19 protein-coding genes and 1 riboswitch are annotated in these 21,083 nt (G+C 39.9%); of the genes, 4 read left to right on the forward strand and 15 right to left on the reverse strand.

Annotation, left to right across the window (positions count from 1 at the left end):
• Positions 1-18 precede the first annotated feature (18 nt).
• The 13 genes from BK584_RS10275 to BK584_RS10335 form a co-directional block, all read right to left on the reverse strand.
• Positions 19-726 (reverse strand): ABC transporter ATP-binding protein, encoded by a 708-nt coding sequence (locus tag BK584_RS10275; RefSeq protein WP_078392513.1) that lies wholly within the window; start codon positions 724-726, stop codon positions 19-21.
• Complete coding sequence (locus tag BK584_RS10280; RefSeq protein WP_078392514.1) at positions 710-1,486, reverse strand: ABC transporter ATP-binding protein; 777 nt, start codon at positions 1,484-1,486, stop codon at positions 710-712. Before BK584_RS10280 ends, BK584_RS10275 begins: the two co-directional genes overlap by 17 nt.
• Positions 1,487-2,485 (reverse strand): branched-chain amino acid ABC transporter permease, encoded by a 999-nt coding sequence (locus BK584_RS10285; RefSeq protein ID WP_078392515.1) that lies wholly within the window; start codon positions 2,483-2,485, stop codon positions 1,487-1,489. It abuts the gene before it with no gap.
• Position 2,486: 1 nt separating this feature from the next.
• Complete coding sequence (locus tag BK584_RS10290; RefSeq protein ID WP_078392516.1) at positions 2,487-3,353, reverse strand: branched-chain amino acid ABC transporter permease; 867 nt, start codon at positions 3,351-3,353, stop codon at positions 2,487-2,489.
• 31 nt (positions 3,354-3,384) lie between these two features.
• Entirely contained in the window at positions 3,385-4,941 is a 1,557-nt protein-coding gene (locus tag BK584_RS10295; protein ID WP_078392517.1) for a long-chain-fatty-acid--CoA ligase, read from the reverse strand.
• 165 nt (positions 4,942-5,106) lie between these two features.
• A complete protein-coding gene (locus BK584_RS10300; RefSeq protein ID WP_078392518.1) occupies positions 5,107-6,759 on the reverse strand; it encodes a sigma-54 interaction domain-containing protein in 1,653 nt (550 codons plus the stop codon).
• A gap of 132 nt (positions 6,760-6,891) precedes the next feature.
• On the reverse strand, positions 6,892-7,887 hold the full coding sequence (locus BK584_RS10305) for an NADPH:quinone oxidoreductase family protein (protein ID WP_078392519.1): 996 nt from the start codon (positions 7,885-7,887) through the stop codon (positions 6,892-6,894).
• A gap of 11 nt (positions 7,888-7,898) precedes the next feature.
• Positions 7,899-8,654: an SDR family NAD(P)-dependent oxidoreductase gene (locus BK584_RS10310; RefSeq protein ID WP_078392520.1), complete on the reverse strand. Its 756-nt coding sequence runs from the start codon at positions 8,652-8,654 to the stop codon at positions 7,899-7,901.
• Positions 8,651-9,427, reverse strand: coding sequence for an SDR family oxidoreductase (locus tag BK584_RS10315; RefSeq protein WP_078392521.1), 777 nt, complete (start codon positions 9,425-9,427; stop codon positions 8,651-8,653). The genes BK584_RS10310 and BK584_RS10315 overlap by 4 nt, the downstream gene beginning before the upstream one ends.
• Positions 9,424-10,656 (reverse strand): acyl-CoA dehydrogenase family protein, encoded by a 1,233-nt coding sequence (locus tag BK584_RS10320; protein WP_078392522.1) that lies wholly within the window; start codon positions 10,654-10,656, stop codon positions 9,424-9,426. Before BK584_RS10320 ends, BK584_RS10315 begins: the two co-directional genes overlap by 4 nt.
• Before the next feature lie 20 nt (positions 10,657-10,676).
• Positions 10,677-11,723, reverse strand: a complete 1,047-nt coding sequence (locus tag BK584_RS10325) for a phosphotransferase family protein (RefSeq protein WP_078392523.1) — start codon at positions 11,721-11,723, stop codon at positions 10,677-10,679.
• A complete protein-coding gene (locus BK584_RS10330) occupies positions 11,692-12,453 on the reverse strand; it encodes a 2-phosphosulfolactate phosphatase (RefSeq protein WP_169871181.1) in 762 nt (253 codons plus the stop codon). Before BK584_RS10330 ends, BK584_RS10325 begins: the two co-directional genes overlap by 32 nt.
• Positions 12,454-12,645: 192 nt before the next feature.
• Positions 12,646-14,004 carry a hypothetical protein gene (locus tag BK584_RS10335; RefSeq protein WP_078392525.1) on the reverse strand — a complete coding sequence of 453 codons (1,359 nt, stop codon included), beginning with the start codon at positions 14,002-14,004 and terminating at the stop codon, positions 12,646-12,648.
• Between the two features lie 180 nt (positions 14,005-14,184).
• On the opposite strand from BK584_RS10335, the gene BK584_RS10340 reads away from it, so the two are divergent.
• A complete protein-coding gene (locus BK584_RS10340; RefSeq protein WP_078392526.1) occupies positions 14,185-15,816 on the forward strand; it encodes an AMP-binding protein in 1,632 nt (543 codons plus the stop codon).
• A gap of 231 nt (positions 15,817-16,047) precedes the next feature.
• On the opposite strand, the gene BK584_RS10345 is transcribed toward BK584_RS10340, so the two are convergent.
• Complete coding sequence (locus BK584_RS10345; RefSeq protein WP_078392527.1) at positions 16,048-16,323, reverse strand: thiamine-binding protein; 276 nt, start codon at positions 16,321-16,323, stop codon at positions 16,048-16,050.
• A gap of 188 nt (positions 16,324-16,511) precedes the next feature.
• On the opposite strand from BK584_RS10345, the gene BK584_RS10350 reads away from it, so the two are divergent.
• Positions 16,512-17,426: a ketopantoate reductase family protein gene (locus BK584_RS10350; RefSeq protein ID WP_078392528.1), complete on the forward strand. Its 915-nt coding sequence runs from the start codon at positions 16,512-16,514 to the stop codon at positions 17,424-17,426.
• Positions 17,427-17,535: 109 nt separating this feature from the next.
• Here the strand turns inward: BK584_RS10350 and BK584_RS10355 are convergent, their stop codons facing one another.
• Positions 17,536-18,954: a YfcC family protein gene (locus tag BK584_RS10355; RefSeq protein WP_169871182.1), complete on the reverse strand. Its 1,419-nt coding sequence runs from the start codon at positions 18,952-18,954 to the stop codon at positions 17,536-17,538.
• A 166-nt stretch (positions 18,955-19,120) separates the two neighbouring features.
• Positions 19,121-19,224, forward strand: a riboswitch (SAM riboswitch).
• 149 nt (positions 19,225-19,373) lie between these two features.
• Here BK584_RS10355 and BK584_RS10360 point away from each other — a divergent pair.
• Both BK584_RS10360 and BK584_RS10365 read left to right on the forward strand, forming a co-directional pair.
• The gene (locus BK584_RS10360) at positions 19,374-20,414 is read left to right on the forward strand and encodes a methionine ABC transporter ATP-binding protein (RefSeq protein WP_078392530.1); all 1,041 of its coding nucleotides are present in this window, start codon (positions 19,374-19,376) and stop codon (positions 20,412-20,414) included.
• Complete coding sequence (locus BK584_RS10365; RefSeq protein ID WP_078392531.1) at positions 20,395-21,075, forward strand: methionine ABC transporter permease; 681 nt, start codon at positions 20,395-20,397, stop codon at positions 21,073-21,075. The genes BK584_RS10360 and BK584_RS10365 overlap by 20 nt, the downstream gene beginning before the upstream one ends.
• Positions 21,076-21,083: the final 8 nt, after the last annotated feature.

Genomic DNA, 21,083 nt, shown 5'->3' on the forward strand with positions numbered 1-21,083 from the left:
TAAGCTCCTCCTTTTGGCTTATGCCCCAATATACGCTTTTTTAACAGCTTCATTTGCAAGCAACTCTTCCCGTGTCCCTTCAACTACCATGCGACCATTCTCAATCACATAACCACGATCGGCGATTCGAAGAGCTGCATTTGCATTTTGTTCTGCTAGTAATACTGTTGTGCCTTGCTGATTGATTGTCCGGATCACTTCAAAAACTTGTTCGACAATAAGAGGAGCGAGACCTATTGAAGGTTCATCAAAAAGAACAAGCTTTGGTTTTGACATCATCGCTCGCCCAATTGCGAGCATCTGTTGTTGTCCACCACTTAATGAACCTGCCTGAGCATCTTTCTTTTCTTCTAGTATCGGAAAGAGTGCGTAAATTTCAGAAAGTGATTCTTGTAGTTGCTGTTTCTTCGGTCGCAATGCATAAGCGCCCATACGTAGATTTTCATAAACACTCATTGCTGGAAACAAATTTCTTCCTTCAGGACAATGACCAATACCTTCCTGTACAAGCTTACTAGCGGACTTTCCACCAATTGCTTTTTTATTCCATGTAATCATTCCTGATGCTGGTTTAGAGAGTCCACTAATACTCCTAAAAATCGTACTTTTCCCTGCGCCATTAGCTCCCAGCAAAACAACTAATTCACCTTGTTCAACATGGAGGGAGATATTAGATAACACTTCATACATACCATATCGAACCGATACTTCATTCAGCATCAGCATAGACGTTGCCTCCTCCGAGATAGGCTTCAATTACCGCTTCATTTTTTTGAATCTCCGCTGGAGTACCTTCTGCAATTTTCCGGCCGTAATTAAGGACGACAATACGGTCAGCTAGACCCATAATCATCTGCATCTTATGTTCAATCAAACAAATAGTCAGCCCTTTCGCGGCCATTTTACGAATGTATTCTGCAAGCTGAACGGTTTCTTCTGGATTAACACCCGCGGCTGGTTCATCAAGAAAGACGATCTTCGGATCTGTTGCAAGTGCAAGTGCAAAGGCTGTACGTTTTTTTGCCTCCTGAGAAATATCACCTACGAGGCGTTCTGCTTCTTTTTCTAAGTCTAGAAACGCAAGCATCTCTTGGGCTTTCTCTCTAGCAGCCGCTTCTTCTCTCTTTAAACGAGGGGTTCGAAATACCGCATCAGCAACCCCCGATTTCGTTCGCAACCGATGACCAATAATGACGTTGTCAAGGACAGTTGAATGCTCAAATAAATTTGTTGTTTGAAATGTACGGGCTATACCAAGCTTCGCGTTATGGTACGGACGATTTTTCGTTATGTCTAGACCATCAAATAGTACTTGACCCTCGCTAGCTCTGTAGTAACCACTGATAACATTAAATAAAGTTGATTTCCCAGCACCATTAGGTCCGATAATTGCTGTGATTTTCCCTTCTTCAATTGTGAGATCGACTTCATTGACCGCTATTAGCCCCCCAAATTTTTTGGTCAGCCTTTTTGTCTCGATCAGCATTTACGGTCCCCCCTCATAAGTTGACTTGTTATGTGAATCTGTCGTGCTTTTATTCATTTTTTTTATTTTGCGCTTCCGTTTCCACGCAGCATAACCACCTACAATTCCACGGGGGTAAAAAATGACAAGCAGCACAAGTAACGGACCAAAAACAATCATCCGGTATTCTTCCATAAACTGAAGCGACTGCGTCAATAACACGATTAGAAGAGTACCCACAACTGGACCGAACAACGTGCCGAAACCACCTACGAGCGCATAAGTGAGCATATCGAATGTGACCATCGTATAGGAAATATTCGGTCCAATAAATCGCACAACTGATGCATACAAAACACCAGCAAGAGCAGCAAAGAATGTAGAGGTGACAAAGGAAACAAGCTTTTGACGCATCGTGTTAATCCCAATCGTTTGCGCGAGCTCTTCGGAATTTCGAATCGCTATATACGTGCGTCCTACAAGCGATTCTGTTATCCATTTCATAAAAATCACTGTACCTACTAGAAATACAAGCACAAGATAATACAGCGCTTGACTGTTTTCAAATTGAATTGGACCAATAGCACCTGGTGCTGGAATTCCAATTAAGCCACGAACACCACCCGTAAATTCATCCCATTGGTAGATAATTAAATAAATGATGTAACCGACACATAATGTGTAAATGGCAAAAAAGTGTTCTTTCGTACGGAGAGCAATTAAACCAACAAGTAAGCCAATTATTGTTGTGATAACTAAGGCAAGCATAAAAGCAAGCCAATAAGACATTCCAACCTTTACAGTAAGCAGTCCTACCGAATAAGCTCCGATTGCAAAGAAACCAGCATGTGCCAATGAAAGTTGCCCTGTATATCCGCTAATTAAATTCATTCCATATACACCAATTGTCCAGACAAAGGATATCGTCAAAATATATAGATAGTATTGATTGTCAGTCACCAATGGTATGAGGAGAGCGAGTAATAAAAAGATGAGTGGCAGTATATTGTCCTTCAACATGTTACGCTGCCCCCTTCTTTGCAAAAAGTCCTTTTGGCTGAATCGTCAAGATAATGACTAGTAATGCAAAGGCGATTAAATCACTATAGTCACTTGAAATAAACGTGGCCCCAAGACTTTCAGAGAAACCAAGGATGTACCCGCCAATAATTGCACCAGGAATACTCCCCATCCCGCCGATAATAATAATGACAAACGCTTTCAAGATAACAAGATGCCCCATACCGGGGAAAACCAAATTAATTGGCGATGCAATCGATGCTGCAATTGCTGCCAAAGCCCCAGAAATAAAGAAAGTGAGCATCGCAACTTTATTGGCATTAATCCCTACAAGAAAAGCCCCTTCTCTATTTTGTGACATCGCCACAATCGCCGCTCCAATCAACGTCTTCTTTAAAAACAATTGCAAAAGCACCATTACAACAACCGCAGCTACGACGATTAGAATACGCTGTACGGTAACCGTTATCCCAAGAAAAGATACAACTTCACCAAAAGGCGTTGACATTGCGCGATATTCTGCACCCCAAACAAGTTGAACAAACGTTTCTAAGAATAACAACACACCAATAGCAGCGATTTTATCGTGGATTGGTGGAGAATGGCGCAGAGGGTGAAACACAAGTCGTTCCATTAATAAGGCAACAAATCCAACAATTAAAATAGAAACAAACATCGCTAAAAAATAAGGGAAGCCAAAAGCTGCCATTGTCATGAGGGTGACATAACCACCTAGCATATACAAAGCCCCGTGTGCAAAGTTCGGGATATGCAAGATTCCATACACGAGCGTTAAACCTAAAGCAACTAAACTGTAAACGCTTCCAATCGTTAACCCATTAAATAGTTGTTGCAGGAGAATATCCATTTATTCACCTCACCATTTTTAACATGACTTATTAGTTCTTTATTTGCGCTCTTACTAGCTCGCGCTTTAGAATTTTTCCAACTGCTGTCTTTGGCAATTCTTTGATAAACGCAATTTGCTTTGGAATTTTAAATGCTGCTAGATGTTGTTTGCAATGCTCGACAATATCCTCTTCGGATAATTGACTTCCTTGTTTTTTTACGATAAAAGCTTTTACTGTTTCACCTCGATATTCGTCAGGTACACCAATCACTGCCGCTTCTTGTATCCCTTCCATTCGGTACAAAACATCTTCAATCTCAATTGGATAAACATTGTAACCACTTGCGATAATCAACTCTTTTTTCCGACCAACAATATAAAAGTACCCATCTTCATCTCTTCTCGCTAAATCTCCAGTAAAAAGCCAACCGTTTCGAAGAGCATTTGCCGTTTCTTGTGAGAGGTTATAATACCCTTTCATAATTTGCGGGCCTCGAATAATCAACTCACCAACTTCATTTGCTTTAAGTTCCTGCTCCGTTGCAATATCAACAATTTTAGACTCTGTATTTGGTAGTGACACCCCAATGCTACCTGCCTTTTGTTTTCCTTGGAGTGGATTCCGGTGAGTAACAGGTGATGCTTCTGATAATCCGAACCCTTCTAAAATTGTTGTTCCAGTCAATTCATTAAACTGACGCATCACCTCAACTGGCATCGGCGCTGAACCACTCGTGCACACATTTAACATCGACAAATCCATGTGATGCTTGCGGAAATAATCGAGTAAGGCAATATACATCGTCGGTACACCTGGAAAACTTGTTGGTCTGTACATTTCAATTGCCTTAGCGGTCTCTTCTACATCGAAACGAGGCAGAAGAATCATATTCCCACCAAGAAACAACGTTAAGTTCATTGCACTTGTCATGCCGTACACATGAAAGAGGGGGATTATGGTTAGCACACGTTCGCTTCCTTCTCCTTGATTGCTTTCTTGAGTTGCTGCAGTTTGCAATGTATTCGAAACGAGGTTGTAATGCGTCAACATCGCCCCCTTCGATCGCCCAGTTGTACCGCCTGTATATTGAATGACAGCTACATCTTCGACGGGGTCCACTTCTTCAGGCTTCTTCAGTGGAATTGAGTTTAAAAGCAGATCAAATGACCCTGAACCTTCAAAAGAAACAGCAGCTACAAGTATTACTTGTGTTTCATTTTTGATTACTTCATAAACAGGTACTAACTGATCAAGCATGATGATCGCTTTCACTTCCGCGTCTTTTAGCACATGAGCTAATTCTGCAGGTTTATAAAGCGGATTAATTTGAACAACTGTTGCTCCAAGATACAGAGTCGCAAAATAGCTAATAACATATTGGGGACAATTGGGTAGCATTAATCCAATGCGATCCCCTTTGTTCACTCCTTGCTCTGCTAATCCTGTGGCAACACGCTTACTCAAGTCAAATAACGTTTCATACGTAAATGTCTTACCAGCAAATGTTATTGCAACATTGTCCTTATACGTTGTTACACTTTCCATCATCATCTCGATTAACGTTTGTTCTGGTAATTCAATCGATTTATAATGAAACACCGCCATTTGATCACTCCCTCTTTAGAATGAGTTACTAACCTATTAGCAATTTCCATGCCAAATGAATAAAAGTGACTCGTTCACGTTTTCTATATAAACTCAATTCACTTTTGAGAGAATTTAATTGATTGAATGCAATACTGAATAATGGACAAAAAAAAGCAGCTTCAATTAAGAAGTGCTCGTAAGGCCATATTTCTTCATTTTTCTGGCAATTGTTGCTTGACTTGATTGCAAAGCCTCTGCAATTTCGTATGTTGTTTTATATGTCCGCAATGCGTCTTCAAGTAAGTTTCTTTCTGCTTGTTCAACGGTTAGTTGCAATAAACTGTTCGATTCATTTTCTGATCCCTTCGAATCTCGATATTCTTCCGGCAAATCTTCTAAACCAAGCTCATCGTTTTTTGATAAAATCATCAATCGTTGAATCAAATTAGCCAGCTCTCTTACATTCCCCGACCACCTATTCGAAAATAACAGATGTTTTAAAGGTTTTGACAACATTTTTGTCATTCCAAATGCTGCATTAAAATGATTAATATAATATTCTGCTAGCGGTAAAATATCAGCTCGTCTTTCACGTAACGGCGGAATACGAATTGGCAGGATATTAAGCCGGTAATAAAGGTCTTCACGGAATTTACCATTTTCAGCCATTTCTTTTAAATCGCGATTTGTTGCGGCTATTACTCGAACGTCAACACGCTTCGTCTTACTCCCACCAACCCGTCGAATCTCTCTATCCTGAAGGACTTGCAGTAGTTTCACTTGTAACGGCAAAGCAAGTTCACCAATCTCATCAAGAAACAAAATACCTCCATCCGCCATCTCAAACATACCCGCTTTGCCATAACGACTTGCCCCTGAAAACGCACCAGCTTCATAACCAAATAGTTCGGATTCCATTAACTCAGCAGGAATCGCACCGCAATTCACTTTAACCAACTCCCCGTTTCGACGCGGACTTGATTGATGGATGTGTTTAGCTAGCACATCTTTACCTACACCTGTTTCTCCTAATAGCAAAACAGTCGCATCGATTTGATTTATTCGATTTACCATTTCATGAATGTCTGCCATTGCGCTGCTATGCAATACTGGTAACGGTGATTGATTAGAAGTGTAAATAGCGTCTGTTGGTAAACTCTCTTGTCCAAATTTGCGATAATACGGCAATAGCTCCGAAACATCTCGAATATTATAAATAATCTTATCAACCTCACCATTATTATTTAATAATGGTGAGCCTGTCATAACAATTTGATGGCCATTTTTCCCCCCTTGAAAGGCGGTTGCTGGCTTCTTCGTTTTTATTATTCTTGAATACAGAGATTCTTGTAAAAAACCTCTTGTAACAAGTTTCTCTGCACTTTTTCCTATAAAATATTCTTTTGGAATCCCCGTAAAGCGTTCAACAGAGTTATTCACTTTTAGCGTAATACCATCTGCTGTATTAATTGATATACCATCATAAGAATGTTCTAAAATCCTATTTAATTCTTGATTTGCTTGCTTTTCGTCTTGTAGCTCTGCTTGTATCGCTTCAAATTCAGGATCCTCAATAAACAAGTGGGCTTGAAGGTTTGCCTCATTCTGATATCCCATCTTGAAATGACGCAAGAGTTGCCCTGATAAATAAAAAGACGCACCATTCTTTTCGTTTACGCAAAGTTTTTTTGTTAACTCTTTCTCTTCGGTATGATTTAATCCGTCTCTTAATTCCTGAAAACTTATACTTTCTTCTTTAATCTGACCAAATTGGTCTGTGATTACCCACAACAAAGGAAAGTAAGAAGTCATGTCCAATAAGCGCATCGGTGCCATTCACATTACCCCTTCCTGCTACTCGAAAGAAAATATGGAATTTTCTATTATTATAACGAGCTTAACACCTAAATGGAAGAGCTGTGTCCGACAGAAGAAATAAACGGCCAGAGGACACGGCCGTTTTCCACGTTAATAATGTCTATTCATTTCAATGATTAACTTCCCAAATGTCTGACGATCACTAAGTTGATCAAGTGCATGAATTGCTTCTTCCATCTTATACACCTTAAATAAAAGAGGACGAACATCTCCACTTTCATACAACCCACATAGTTTTTTATGAATCTCTTTTACACCATCAGGATATAATTTTGCATAATAGCCCCAATGAACACCAATTAATGAATAATTTTTCACAAGAGCATGGTTCATAGGGGCTTCTGAAATACTGCCCCCAGCAAAACCGATAACAAGTAATTTCCCTGCAAAAGCAATACATTTGCGCGATCGATCAAATGTATCGCCACCAACAGGGTCAAAAATCACATCAGCCCCCCGACCACCAGTTGCTTTGTTCACAAGGGGAACGAAATCGTCGTTTCGATAATCAATCACTGCATCTGCACCGAGCTCGCTACATCGTTTTGTCTTATCAGCTCCACCGGCTGTGGCAATGACATACGCTCCAGCCGCTTTGCCAAGCTGAATTGCCGCTGAACCGACTCCTCCAGCTCCTGCATGGACAAGTAATGTCTGACCTTCTTTTATATTTGCACGGTGATGGAGCGCATAATAAGCTGTTTGATACGTAATAAAAAGCGATGCTGCTTCAGGAAATGACATTGACTTTGGCACTTCGAATACACTTTCTTCTTCAACTGCATGCCATTCTGCCAACCCTCCGGCTGGCATAGTCGGTCTGGCAATAACCCGTTGATTTACTCGAAATCGACTATTGCTTCCTACCTCTGCAACAGTTCCTGCAATTTCCGAACCTGGCGTAAACGGCAACGCAGGTTTTTCTTGATAAGTACCTTGACACAACAAAATATCAAAGAAATTTAGCGCCGCTGCTTCCGTACGGATTAACACTTGCCCTTTTTTTCTTATGGGCCTCTCTTCATTTGTTCTCAAAACGAGCGCCTCTTTTGGATTGCCTAATTGTTCTACAGTCCACTTCTGCATGAATGAACCTCCTATCGTTTAAATGCACTTGCCCCGTCATCAGCATAATAAACGTGAGCATTTAAAAAAGCAGCCTCATCGCTAGCTAAAAACAAAGCCAGTTTTGCAATATCTTCAGGCTGACCTGCCTTGCGCCGCATTTGTGCTTTTTCTATTTTTAACCACGTATCAGGATCTTTTTTCCATCCGGAAACGATATCCGTTTCGACTAAACCAGGAGCAATTGCAACAACACGTATGTTGTATTTGGCTAATTCAAGTGCCGCTCCCTTTGTCATTGATACAACCGCTCCTTTGCTCGCATGGTAAGCCAACTGATTGCGATCAGCTATATATGCATAGATAGAAGCTGTATTGATGATAACGCCCCCGGCTTCCTTCATCGCCTCTGCCGAAGCCTTGATGCCAAAAAACACACCGTCTTGATTAACCGAAACCGTTTTTCGATAGGCTTCAACGGATGTTTGCAATAGCGGCAAACCGTCCGTACCAATACCTGCATTGTTAAACATAATATCTAACGCTCCGTATGTTTTTAGAGCAACCGCGACCGCCTTTTTTACTGATTCATAAGATGTCACGTTAATCAGCAAAGGTTTTGCTTTGCCGCCCAATTCTTTAATTGTTTCAGCTGTTTCATCTGCTTTTTCTAACATTAGATCAGCGCAAATAACATTTGCACCTTCTCTTGCGAATGCCAAAGCAGAAGCTTTACCAATTCCAGACCCGGCGCCTGTTACAATTGCTGTTTTTCCAGCAAGCCTCAAGCTGTTGTACCTCCGTCTATAACGATTGTTTGACCAGTCACATAAGAAGACGCTTCAGAAGCCAAGTAAAGTACAGCACCTTGCATATCCCGGGGCTCTCCAAGTCGGTTAAGGGGGACGGAAGCAACCATCTCCTTTTCTACTGGCGCGATCACATCTTTTGTCATTTTCGTTGGAATAAACCCTGGCGCAATCGCATTGACTGTGATTCCATGCTTTCCCCAGCTCTTCGCTAAGTCCTTTGTTAGTGTAATGACTCCACCTTTGCTTGCATTATAACCAACCGCTTGCATCACATTGGGATCTGATCCTCTTAACCCTGCGACAGAAGCAATGTTAACGATTTTGCCTTGGACGCTATCGGCGATCATCTTTTTACCAACAGCTTTTGCCATTAAAAACGTTCCAAGCAAGTTCACATTAACGACTTTTTGAAATTTATCTGCTGGCATTTCTTCTGGTGGCATTCCGCCCCAAGACGTGCCGCTATTATTAATTAAAATATCAATTTTCCCATATTGGTTATAAACTTCTTCTACAATACGCTCCACATCTGCTTCATTCGTTACATCACATGCGAGAGCCATTGCATGCCCACCGCTCGCCTCTATCTGTTGTTTCACTTCTTGGCATGCAGCTTCCTTACGTGAGCAAACAACGACGTTTGCACCCGCTTCAGCTAGGGCTTGTGCCATTGCTTCTCCAAGCCCTCTCCCCCCTCCTGTTACAATTGCTGTTTTACCCGTTAGATCAAATAATGTTTGAATACTCATCTTACCGACTCCTCCCGATTTACTTGCCTTATTTTTTGTAATTCATACTTTGCAATTGCTCTCCGATGAACCTCATCTGGACCGTCCGCCAAGCGTAATGTCCTTGCATGCGCCCATGCCTTGGCAAGTAGAACATCATCGCTCACTCCAGCTCCACCAAATGCTTGAATAGCTCGATCTATAACGTTTAACGCCATATTAGGTGCAACGACTTTAATCATTGCAATTTCTGATTTCCCTTCCTTATTACCAACCGTGTCCATCATATGGGCAGCTTTTAATGTTAATAAACGTGCTTGTTCTATTTCAATTCTCGAGTTAGCAATCCATTCACGAACAACGCCTTGTTCTCCAAGCGGTCGCCCAAATGCATTACGCTCTTCCACCCGTTTACACATATAAGCAAGTGACCTCTCTGCTACACCGATTAAGCGCATACAATGATGAATACGACCTGGCCCAAGCCTTCCTTGCGCAATCTCAAAACCCTTTCCTACACCGAGTAAAATGTTTTCCTTTGGAACTCGGACATCCACAAACTCCACTTCCCCATGCCCATGCGGCGCATCGTCATAACCAAAGACAGGCAAATGACGATGCACCGTTATTCCAGGTGTGTTCATTGGTACTAGAATCATTGATTGTTGTTCATGTCTCGCCGCAGTAGGATCTGTTTTCCCCATCACAATTAACACTTCACATCGCGGGTCTAGAACCCCAGAGGTCCACCATTTTCGTCCATTAATTAAATAGTCAGCTCCATCTTGCACGATCCTTGTCTCTATATTCGTTGCATCAGATGAGGCAACTTGTGGTTCAGTCATCGCAAAAGCAGAACGAATTTCACCGGCTAAAAGCGGCTCAAGCCACCTTTTTTTTTGCTCTTCAGTCCCATAACGAACAAGCGTCTCCATATTTCCCGTATCAGGTGCAGCACAATTAAACACTTCTGGTGCAAGAGGTGAACCACCCATTTGTTCACAAAGCGGGGCATACTCAACATTTGTTAAACCTGCACCATACTCACTATTTGGTAAGAATAGATTCCATAACCCTGCTCGCTTAGCTTTTGACTTCATTTCTTCCATTACCGGAGGAATCGTCCAACGACTTTCCGCATTATTTAACTGCACTTCATAAAGAGTGACATTAGGTTCAATCACATTTTCTATAAACTGAATGACATCCGCTTCAAGCCTTTTCACTTTTTCCGAGTAATCAAAGTTCATTGTTTTCCTCCCTTTATAAATTAATTAATTTGTTTATATGCATGCTTTATTAATACCTTTGTACGTAAATTAAATGTTCCAAACCGTGAATCAGTTGTTTGTCCTTGGTGCCAACGAAAATAGATTTGTTGGACGATAACTGCCAGCTTAAATAACGCAAACACATGATAGAATTTTAATTCAGCACAATCCCTTCCACTCTTTTTAGCATAACGTTCTACAAGCTGTCTTCTACTTAAAAACCCTTCATTAGTCGTTATCGTAGGGAACAATTTACGCAACTCTATTGGATCTGACGGCTCTGTCCAATAACTTAAAACTACACCTAAATCAAACAACGGATCACCTATAGTTGCCATCTCCCAATCTACAACCGCTCTTACTTCTGAAAGGTCACGAGATAATAACATATTGTTGAATTTAAAATCGTTATGAATGATCCGTGATTCACTTGAGAGAGGGATTTTCTCCTTTAACCATTTCGCCAATCCAAGATACTCAGCAATCTCATCCGTTTGTACCCGCTCATACCGTCCAATCCAACCAAGTACTTGACGTTCCATAAAACCTTCTGGTTTGCCAAAATTTCTAAGTCCAGATTGATCAGGTTCAACTTGATGCAATTCCACAAGTGTATCAATTAACAATTCAGACACTTGTTGCCCTTTAACGATTGTTCCTTTTATATGTGCAGGAAAGTCGGCATCTAAAACAACCCCTTCACGGCGTTCCATTACGTAAAAAACCTTATCCATTACTTCCATATCCGTACCAAGTGCCAGTGGCCTTGGTGCGTAAGAAAAGAACGGGGCAAGCGAGGATAGAAAATCATATTCCCTTTTCATATCATGTGCTTTTGGCGGTAAAGGTCCAAGTGGCGGGCGCCTTAAGACAGCTTGCCAATCGTCATTGGAAAGCAGGTAAGTTAGATTTGATGCCCCTGCTGGAAATTGACTGATTTCCAGTTTTCCTTCAGCAGGATAATTAGTAATCGCTTTCATTAAAAAACGATGTAATGCTTCATTATCCAATTCTTCACCTTGCCGTACCGCGATTGTTTCCTCCATCTATTTCCCCTCCCTCTATGAACGCCAATACGCCTGGATTAATTGCCTCAACAATCGATTTTGAGGCACCTATATCACTTATAAAATCAAGCAGTTCATTCATACCATATCGGCTCATATAACGACCGACTCTGCCACGTTTAACTAGATCTTTTACAAGATTCTCATTTACTTTTTGAGAAGAAGCAAACAACGCTGCGTCATCAAACATTGAATGCTTTGTATCCAATTCTTTTATTAATAATGCAGCACATAAATAATCTTCCATTGCCATATGGCCTCCGGCACCAGAACATACAATGACCAGATCTTCTATTGCTTGTTTCTTAAGCCAACTTGCAACAGAGTGTACATTTCTTAAGTTTGCTAGTACTCGGCGCTTCGCTTTTTGTGTTTCTTGAATTGCCTTTGTTCCATTTGTTGAAAGAAAGACCAGTTCTGCCTCTTTTAATAAATCAGCTGAATAGTGTTCTGGTAAATGTCCATAATCAAATTCTGCTATTACTTTCCCTCCAAGTTCTCCACCGGTAATTACATTATCTCCGAGCGCCCTTTTCTTCACCAATGCTTCTTCGATGGAACTAACTGGATAAATTTTCTTTGCCCCTCGCTCCATTAAATCAACTAATGTTGTCGTAGCCAGCATGACATCAATAATAATCACTGTCGCAAGTGGTAAATGAACCTCTTCAATTTCTTCTTTAGCTAACCATAGTCGGCACGTCTTCAACTCCAACACCCCCCACTGCCTTCATGTTCTTTATGCAAAAAAAATGCCAACATCGTACTTCACGTTTCATCACCACTTCAACCGTTTCATGAAAAACAGTTATGTCACATTTGCATTACGATCTAGCTTTTAATGCACGATTGGATTAAGAACAAAAAAACCTGATTCATCGTTCTGAATCAGGTTTTTTCTTTATTGTATAAATCCGGAATGCAAGCTTTCTTGATCTAAGATAAGGTACCCTCCACCAGCTCGATTTACTTCAAGCGTCACTTCACGGGCAGGGGCAAGATTATCACTCTCTGAAATCTGATTAATCACATCAACAATTGCACTCATCATCTCTTCCTCGGTAACATCTTCTGAATAGCCGCCATTCATCAATTCATCTGTTAAGAGCAATTCCAATTCACGCTCAACAGCAAACATGTCTAACCCTTCAATACTTACTTCTACATAAAATGTATCCTCTGAACTTGCAGAAGCATCAATGATCAAATAATTAGTACTCTTTAACAGACTAAGCCATGCTTCGGTATAAGAATCAATAAGCTCATCACTCAATTCCAGTTCTTCAAAACCAAGTGCAATACCTGCTTGAAAGTCATCACGGAATGCCTCTTTGTACTCCTCACCCATTTCCTTCTTTCGATCTTCATCTTCTTCTACAGGCATTCTTTCAACAAATTCATCGACGTTTTGATATACACCAGCTTGAATAAGGGCTTCAATATAATCACTAGCTTCTTGTTCATATTGTTCTTGCTGGTCATATGTTAATGTACCAACAGCTGTCAGGTCTTTATCAGGTTTTTCAATCGCTGCAACTTCATTAAAAGCCGCTAACAAATAAGAGGCTTCATCTTCATATTCCTGTTCTAGACTTTGAATGCGAACATCGTATTCAGCAGTGTATTGATAACTCAAGATCCGACTCGTTTCTTCATCAATATCAAACGATAAGTCAAACGTATGAATTTCCACATCATCCAGTTTTAAATTTTCAACTTCTTCACTTAAGATATAGGAAGCATACTCAAAAAATGGCTGGGCAAAGCCTTCTATAAGTAGCTCTTGATCTGCCTTTTCTCCATTGTATACAAGTTTATACGCCCCATCATTTTCTTCAAGATCAAATTTATCATATAAATCTTCATCATATTGTTTATAAAAAGCTAATGGATTGCGATGCTCTTCTACTTGTGAATCAAGCTTATTTTCTGGTTCATTTTCATTTAGAGAATAATCAAAATCGGTAATATGCATAAAGTCATCAGTATCTTTATAAAGTATGGTTCCTCCATCTTCCTCTATATGAGTCACATTATTGGCAAAATCATAAGAAGCTACACCTTCTTGCACCATTCCATAAGAATCTGTATTTGTGAATGACACTTCCAATGATTCTAAATTTTCATGCGCTTCTTCTGCTTGCTCCAAAACTCCCGCCGCTGTCACTTCCTCTGGTTCTTCTGCCTCTACATCTGCCCCCTGGCTATTACATGCAGCAAGAACTCCCATTCCAAATAATGCTACTAAATATTTTTTCATCTCTTTGCTCTCCTTTTCTACACACTTACTTCTTTTACATTTATTAGTTACCCTTAATTTTAATTTTGAATCCTCTATTTAATTTGTTTTTTTCAATTTATTTCAGAAGGGATTCCAGCTTCCTCCCCGAATCTTCTTAATAAACGAATTATTTATATGTTGAAAGGGGTTGCACTATAATTGAAACAAGAAACAATTAGCCATCTTTTACAAAAAGTCGTTGATAAGAACCCTAACGCTGAAGCACTCGTATATAAAGACTTAGACCTGAGGCTTACTTATCAGGAATTTAATGAATCCTGCCGTCAACTGGCAAAAGGATTATTTCACATAGGCATGAAGCGTGGGGATCATTTAGCGATCTGGGCTACTAACTCACCGGAATGGGTTACCACCCAATTCGCGTCTGCAACTATAGGAGCTACGCTTGTAACCGTTAACACGAACTATCAAGAAAACGAATTAAAGTACTTACTCACTCAATCCGATACAAAAACGCTATTTGTGATGGAAGAGTATCGTGGCACATCATATCTAGATATGCTTTACAAGCTCATTCCAGAATTAAAGACAACTCAGCCAGGAAAGCTAAAATCAGCGGCATTTCCTCACCTTGAACATGTTGTTTTTCTTGGAAAAGAACATAAACAAGGAATGTGGTTATATGAAGACATTGTTCATTTAGGGGATAACATCCCAGATCATCTTTTAGATAATCAGACAAATGCATTGCAAGCTGATGATGTGATTAATATACAATACACTTCGGGTACAACTGGATTTCCAAAAGGAGTGATGTTAACGCACAAAAACTTAATTCATAATGCAAAAAATATCGCTGCTTGTATGGAATTATCGGAAGAGGACCGCATGTGTATCCCCGTACCATTCTTTCATTGCTTTGGTTGTGTATTAGGTATTCTTGCTTGTGTTAGTGCTGGCGCAACAATGGTTCCCGTTGTTGAATTTAATCCGGAGATCGTGTTAGAAACGGTGCAAGATGAGGCTTGTACCGCACTCCATGGTGTACCTACAATGTTCATAGCAGAACTCAACTTACCAACCTTTTCGAACTATAACCTAACTTCTTTACGCACAGGTATTATGGCAGGTTCCACTTGTCCAATTGAAGTGATGAAAGGTGTCATAGAAAAAATGGGTGCCAAGGAAATAACAATTGCATACGGTCAAACAGAATCATCCCCTGTTATTACTCAAACACGGGTCAACGATTCTCTTCATAGAAGAACCGATACAGTAGGACGAGCTTTACCTAACGTTGAAGTAAAAATCATTGATCCTTATACAAAACAAGAAGTTCCTCGAGGAGAACAAGGAGAACTCGTAACACGAGGGTACCATGTCATGAAAGGGTATTATAAGCAACCAGAAGAAACAGCCCGTGTCTTAAATCAAGATGGATGGCTCCATACTGGTGACCTAGCTGTCATGGATGAAGATGGTTACTGTAAGATAACCGGTCGATTAAAAGATATGATTATCCGTGGGGGTGAAAATATCTATCCCCGTGAGATCGAAGAATACTTGTACACTCATCCAGACATTTTAGACGTACAAGTCGTTGGCGTCCCCGATCCCAAGTACGGAGAAGCAGTTTCAGCATGGATACGTTGTAAAGAAGGAAGAGTGTTATCAACGGAAGAAGTACAACATTTCTGTCAGGGACAAATCGCTCGCTTTAAAATCCCTAGTTACATTAAATTTGTCGATCACTTTCCAATGACTGCTTCAGGAAAAGTTCAAAAGTTTAAAATGCGAGAACAAATGGAAGACCATAATAAACCTCGTTAATATCGTTTTGTAACCTCAGCTTAGGCAGCTTAGGTTTTTCATTTTTCTATGCGATCTGAGAAAATGTTTGAACTACATGTCAACCAAAGTTTCGTCTCAATCGTATGAATCTTAAGACATTATACACTTAATCACTTTTATCTTTAGCCTTGATTATTAGAGGCAAAACAGTGCTTGTTTCATTGGAAATAAAAAAGAGCTTCCGCACTTGAAATGCGGAAGCTTACTCCCTTAATGCTTATCTTCAAGCGAAACGCCTGCTGTCCGGTAATGCATTTTCACATTCGTCATGATTTCCTCCGCACCAGCATCTACTGCTTTTCGATGCGCATTACGCAATACGGTCATAACTGAGTCAAAATCCCCCTCAACAACCGTCTCTAAAGGCCCTACTTGATGACGAAGACCAGATTGTTCAATCACTTCCAGAATTTTTCCAACTGTTCCATCTGTATGATCATCTTTGTTATTAGGCATTAATTGAATTCCTGCTAATACTGTTGCCACTTCGATCACACTCCTTTAAAACTATCGTTAATGTATGATTACCCGCTGTTCTTTTTACTAAACACCATTGTAAGATTTACTTGGCCCTCCTATTCAACTACTAAAAAAAGGAGTTACACCAACAGAACAAACGAACATGAATCGTTGGACTTGCTATATAATAATGAAAACATAGAGGAGGTTTTTTCATGCGCATTTTATCGGTTGGAGCAGGAGGCATTGGCGGCTACTTTGGCGCACGGTTAGTAGAAAAAGGAGAAGATGTTACTTTTTTAGTACGCGAGAAACGGCAACAGCTATTAAAAGAAAATCAACTTATTCTCAAAAGCGTCCACGGAGATTATTCTTTTTTACCGAAATTAATTACAACAAAAGATTCCGTCTCTCATCCGTTTGATCTTGTGTTGTTTACAACAAAATCCTACCAATTTGAACAAGCGATCAAAGATGTACAACCCTTTATTGGAAAAGACACGATTATATTACCATTACTGAATGGCATTGCTCATATGAAGGTACTTGAGCAACATTTCGGTAATCAACTTCTCGGTGGGCTTTGCTTTATAGAAAGTTCGGTTGCGGATGATGGTTCAATCATTCAAGAAAGTCAGATTCATCGTCTTATTTATGGAGAACGTGATGGTAGGGAAACGCTACGCATAAAGAAACTTAACGAGATCTTTTCGAATAGCAACGCTGAATTCCAATTCAGTACAAATGTCGAACAAGCTATGTGGAATAAATATCTCTTTATTACAGTTGCTTCTGGAATCACTACGCTTTTCCGTTCACCTATAGGACCTATACGTGAAAGCAATGGCGGTCAGGATTTCATTCACTCTTTGTTGGAAGAATGCATGTCCATTATGCGAGCTGAGGCGGTACCGGTATCAGAAGACATCGTTAACCAACATTTAGCTACGTTTAATGCGATGAGTTATACAATGAAATCGTCTATGCTACGTGACATGGAACGAGGTTCAAGAACAGAAGGATCTCATTTACAAGGCTATTTGCTTGAATTAGCTAAAAAACATGGACTTAAATCTCCTCTTCTGCAAGCTGTATTTCAAAATCTTCAAGTATATGAAGATAGGCTCTAAAAAAACGCAGGTAGACATTAACTACCTGCGTTTAAGTATGCTTTAACCTTCAATTAACCAAAGACTCGTTTAAACCAACCATATTATCGTTTGCACGAGGAACTTCGTTCTACAACCCAGCTCCCCCATTAATCATTTGAGCAATGACTAGGAAAACAATAGCGAGTACGTACCAAATAATAAGCAGTGGCCAAACAAACTTCATCCACTTATCCCAACCAACCCTTGCGATTGCAAGAGTCGCCATAAAATAACCTGATGTTGGATAAAAGATATTTGCAAACCCATCACCGAATTGAAATGCAAGTACAGCGGTCTGTCTCGTAATCCCAACAAGATCTGCCAAACCGCTCATGATTGGCATTGTAATAACAGCCTGTCCACTCCCAGAAGGGACAAGAAAATTAAACCCACCTTGTACAATCATCATAAAAACAGCTGTGAACGCACTTGGCATAACACTCACAAGCTGACTAGTTCCTTGCACAACTGTATCTAAAATTTGCCCGTTTTCTAGAATAACAGAGATTGAACGGGCGATACCAACAACTAACGCCCCGAGTAAGATTGACTGAAATCCTTTATTAAACGTTTCCGCAATTTTACTTGGTCCAAGACCTGTAATTAACCCAATCAACAAGCCCATTGTTAAATACAGTCCACCTAGCTCACGGAAGTACCAGCCCCACTCAATTAATCCGTATATCATGAGCAAGACGCCACTTAAAAGTACGAAAACTGCTAGAAGTTGCGGTTTTGAAGCTTTTTCATTCTCAATATCACCAGAAGACAGAACAAACTCTTGGTCAATCCCGTCATTAGAAACAAGGCTTGCACCTGCGTCTTTCTTTACCTTACTCGCATAGAGACAAACAAACAAAATACCAATCGTTAAAATAATAATAAAAATAAGAGCTCGGTACCCATAACCACTATAAAGCTCGATACCACTTACATCATGAGCAACTCCGACCGTTGCTGGTCCTGTAACGGCTGCTGTAAATCCGGCGACCGTACTAATAAGTACTGCAGCAAGAGCCGTCATTCGGTCAAACCCTAGTCGTACCATTAAGGGAATGACTACTGGAGCAAAGACAATGGCTAGCTCAATTGCACTAGTAAAAGTTGTTAATAATGCAAGAGGGATCATTAACGCCGGTATCACAAAGAACGGTCGATGCCCAAACGTTCTAGATAATTTACTAATGCCAATACCAACAAGTCCACTTTTTTCAAGAACAGCAAACATCCCGCCAATCATTAAAACACCAAATACAATTTCTCCAGCTTCAATCAAACCAGTAGGCACGGCATACATTAAATCAAATAAAGATAAATACGTTTTCTCCATTTCTGAAAATGTTTCTGGCAAAAGGACAATTGTGCCATTTTCATTTTCAGCTCGTTCAAACTCTCCAGACGGGATAATAAACGTAGCGGCAAATGCAATTAACAAAATCGCAATAAGAATGACATAAATGTGCGGTACGCGAATGGATTTTCTCTCTTTTTTTTGATCACTTTCCATCATTCACCACTCCTCTCTCTTTTAAATTCAGAATAAAAACTGATCATACTAAAAAGTTACGTTCCCGTCTATTTAATTTAAAAAGATCATTCTTTTTAAAATTTTTCTTGTCAAACCTTATACGTTTCTGCTAAACTAAGCATCAACAACTTAACTTTATATCTTTTTCTTATTTAGAGGAGCAGAGGGACTGGCCCGATGACGCTTCAGCAACCCCACAAATGTGGAAGGTGCTAAATCCTGCAGGATTCATTTCCTGAATGATAAGAGCTGTTTGAATTAAATTATTCATCCCTCTTCCTCATTTAGGAAGAGGGATTTTTTGTTTTTAGTAGGAAAGCGGAAAACAGAAGAGAAACAAAAACAAAATCCGACTAAACAGCTAGATCTACATTACTTTATTTTAAGGAGCGACATAAATGATTGAGTTTAAACAAGTATCTAAAACCTATCAAACAAACGGAAAAACAGTTAAAGCGCTCGATCAAATCAATTTAAAAATTGATCAAGGTGATATCTATGGTGTTATTGGCTTTAGTGGGGCTGGTAAAAGTACGTTATTACGAACAGTGAACTTGCTTGAGCGACCTACATCTGGCGAAATTATCGTCAACAATAAAAATGTAGCTGAATTAAAACCGAATGATCTACAAAAAACCAAACGAAACATCGGCATGATCTTTCAACATTTTAATTTACTTCAGTCTAAAACGGTATTTGAAAATATAGCGATTCCATTAAAACTAGTAAAAACACCTAAAAACGAGATAAAAAAGCGAGTGCAAGAGTTGCTTTCATTTGTAGGTTTAACCGACAAGGCAACAAATTATCCTGACCAACTCTCCGGAGGCCAAAAACAACGAATTGGAATCGCTAGAGCCCTTGCTACAAACCCTGATATCTTGTTATGTGATGAAGCAACATCAGCTCTTGATCCTGAAACAACGAGTTCCATTCTTCAACTATTAAAGAAAATCAATCGCGACTATAACATTACGATTTTAATTATCACACACGAAATGTCCGTTATACGTGAACTATGCGACAAAGTTGCTGTCATGGAAGCAGGACGTGTGATCGAGGCAGGTTCGGTTTTTTCGCTTTTTTCAAATCCAACTCAAGAAACAACAAAAAAGTTTGTTCGGTCTATCATCTCTGATCATCTACCCGAAAAAGTAAAAACGGAGATTGAGAAAAAGGAAGACAATCAGCAAATTTACCAGTTGAAAGTGACAGATGAAGCCCTTGACTCTACCCTCTTTTCGTCATTAATTCAGAATGCCGGAGTAGAAGTGAATATCTTGTATGCTTCCATGCAAGAAGTTCAAGGTAAATCCTTTGGTGTGTTATACCTTCAAATAAAAGGAGAGCATGAACAAAGGTTAGCTGCAAGAGCGTATTTAAATAATCAACCATTTCAAATAAAAGAGGTGACAAATAATGTTCGATTGGTTGCCTGAAGACATTCGTCCCAATATATCAAGCAATATGCTCTTAGAAGCTATTTATGAAACTGTCTATATGGTCGGATGGTCCTTTCTTTTTTCAACACTTATTGGTGTGTTATTAGGCGTTATCCTTGTTGTGACGAGGCCAAATCACATTCTAGAAACACCAGTCATTTATAATTTTATCAATCCTGTAATAAATGTTCTGAGGTCGATTCCATTTATTATTTTGCTTATCGCACTCATTCCATTTACGCGCTTCATTCTCGGTTCAGCAATTGGGACTACCGCAGCCATTGTTCCCCTTGTCTTTTACGCAGGTCCGTATATCGCACGTTTAGTGGAAAATTCATTGTTAGAGGTTGATCAAGGTATTATTGAAGCCGCTGATGCAATGGGAGCTTCAAAGGCACAAATCATTTTCAGATTCTTACTGCCCGAAGCTACAAGTTCTCTTATCCTTAGCATGACTACAGCAACGATAGGCCTTGTCGGTGCTACAGCAATGGCAGGTGCGATCGGGGCTGGAGGAATCGGTCACCTTGCTATCGCCTATGGCTATCAACGATTTGATAATGGCACGATGTATATAACAGTCCTTATGCTCATCATTATTGTTCAAAGCTTGCAATCTATTGGTAACATCACATCAAAACGAGTCAGACGTAGATAACGAACTGA

Origin of the sequence: Shouchella patagoniensis, from assembly GCF_002019705.1 — a bacterium.
Lineage (GTDB): Bacteria > Bacillota > Bacilli > Bacillales > Bacillaceae_D > Shouchella > Shouchella patagoniensis.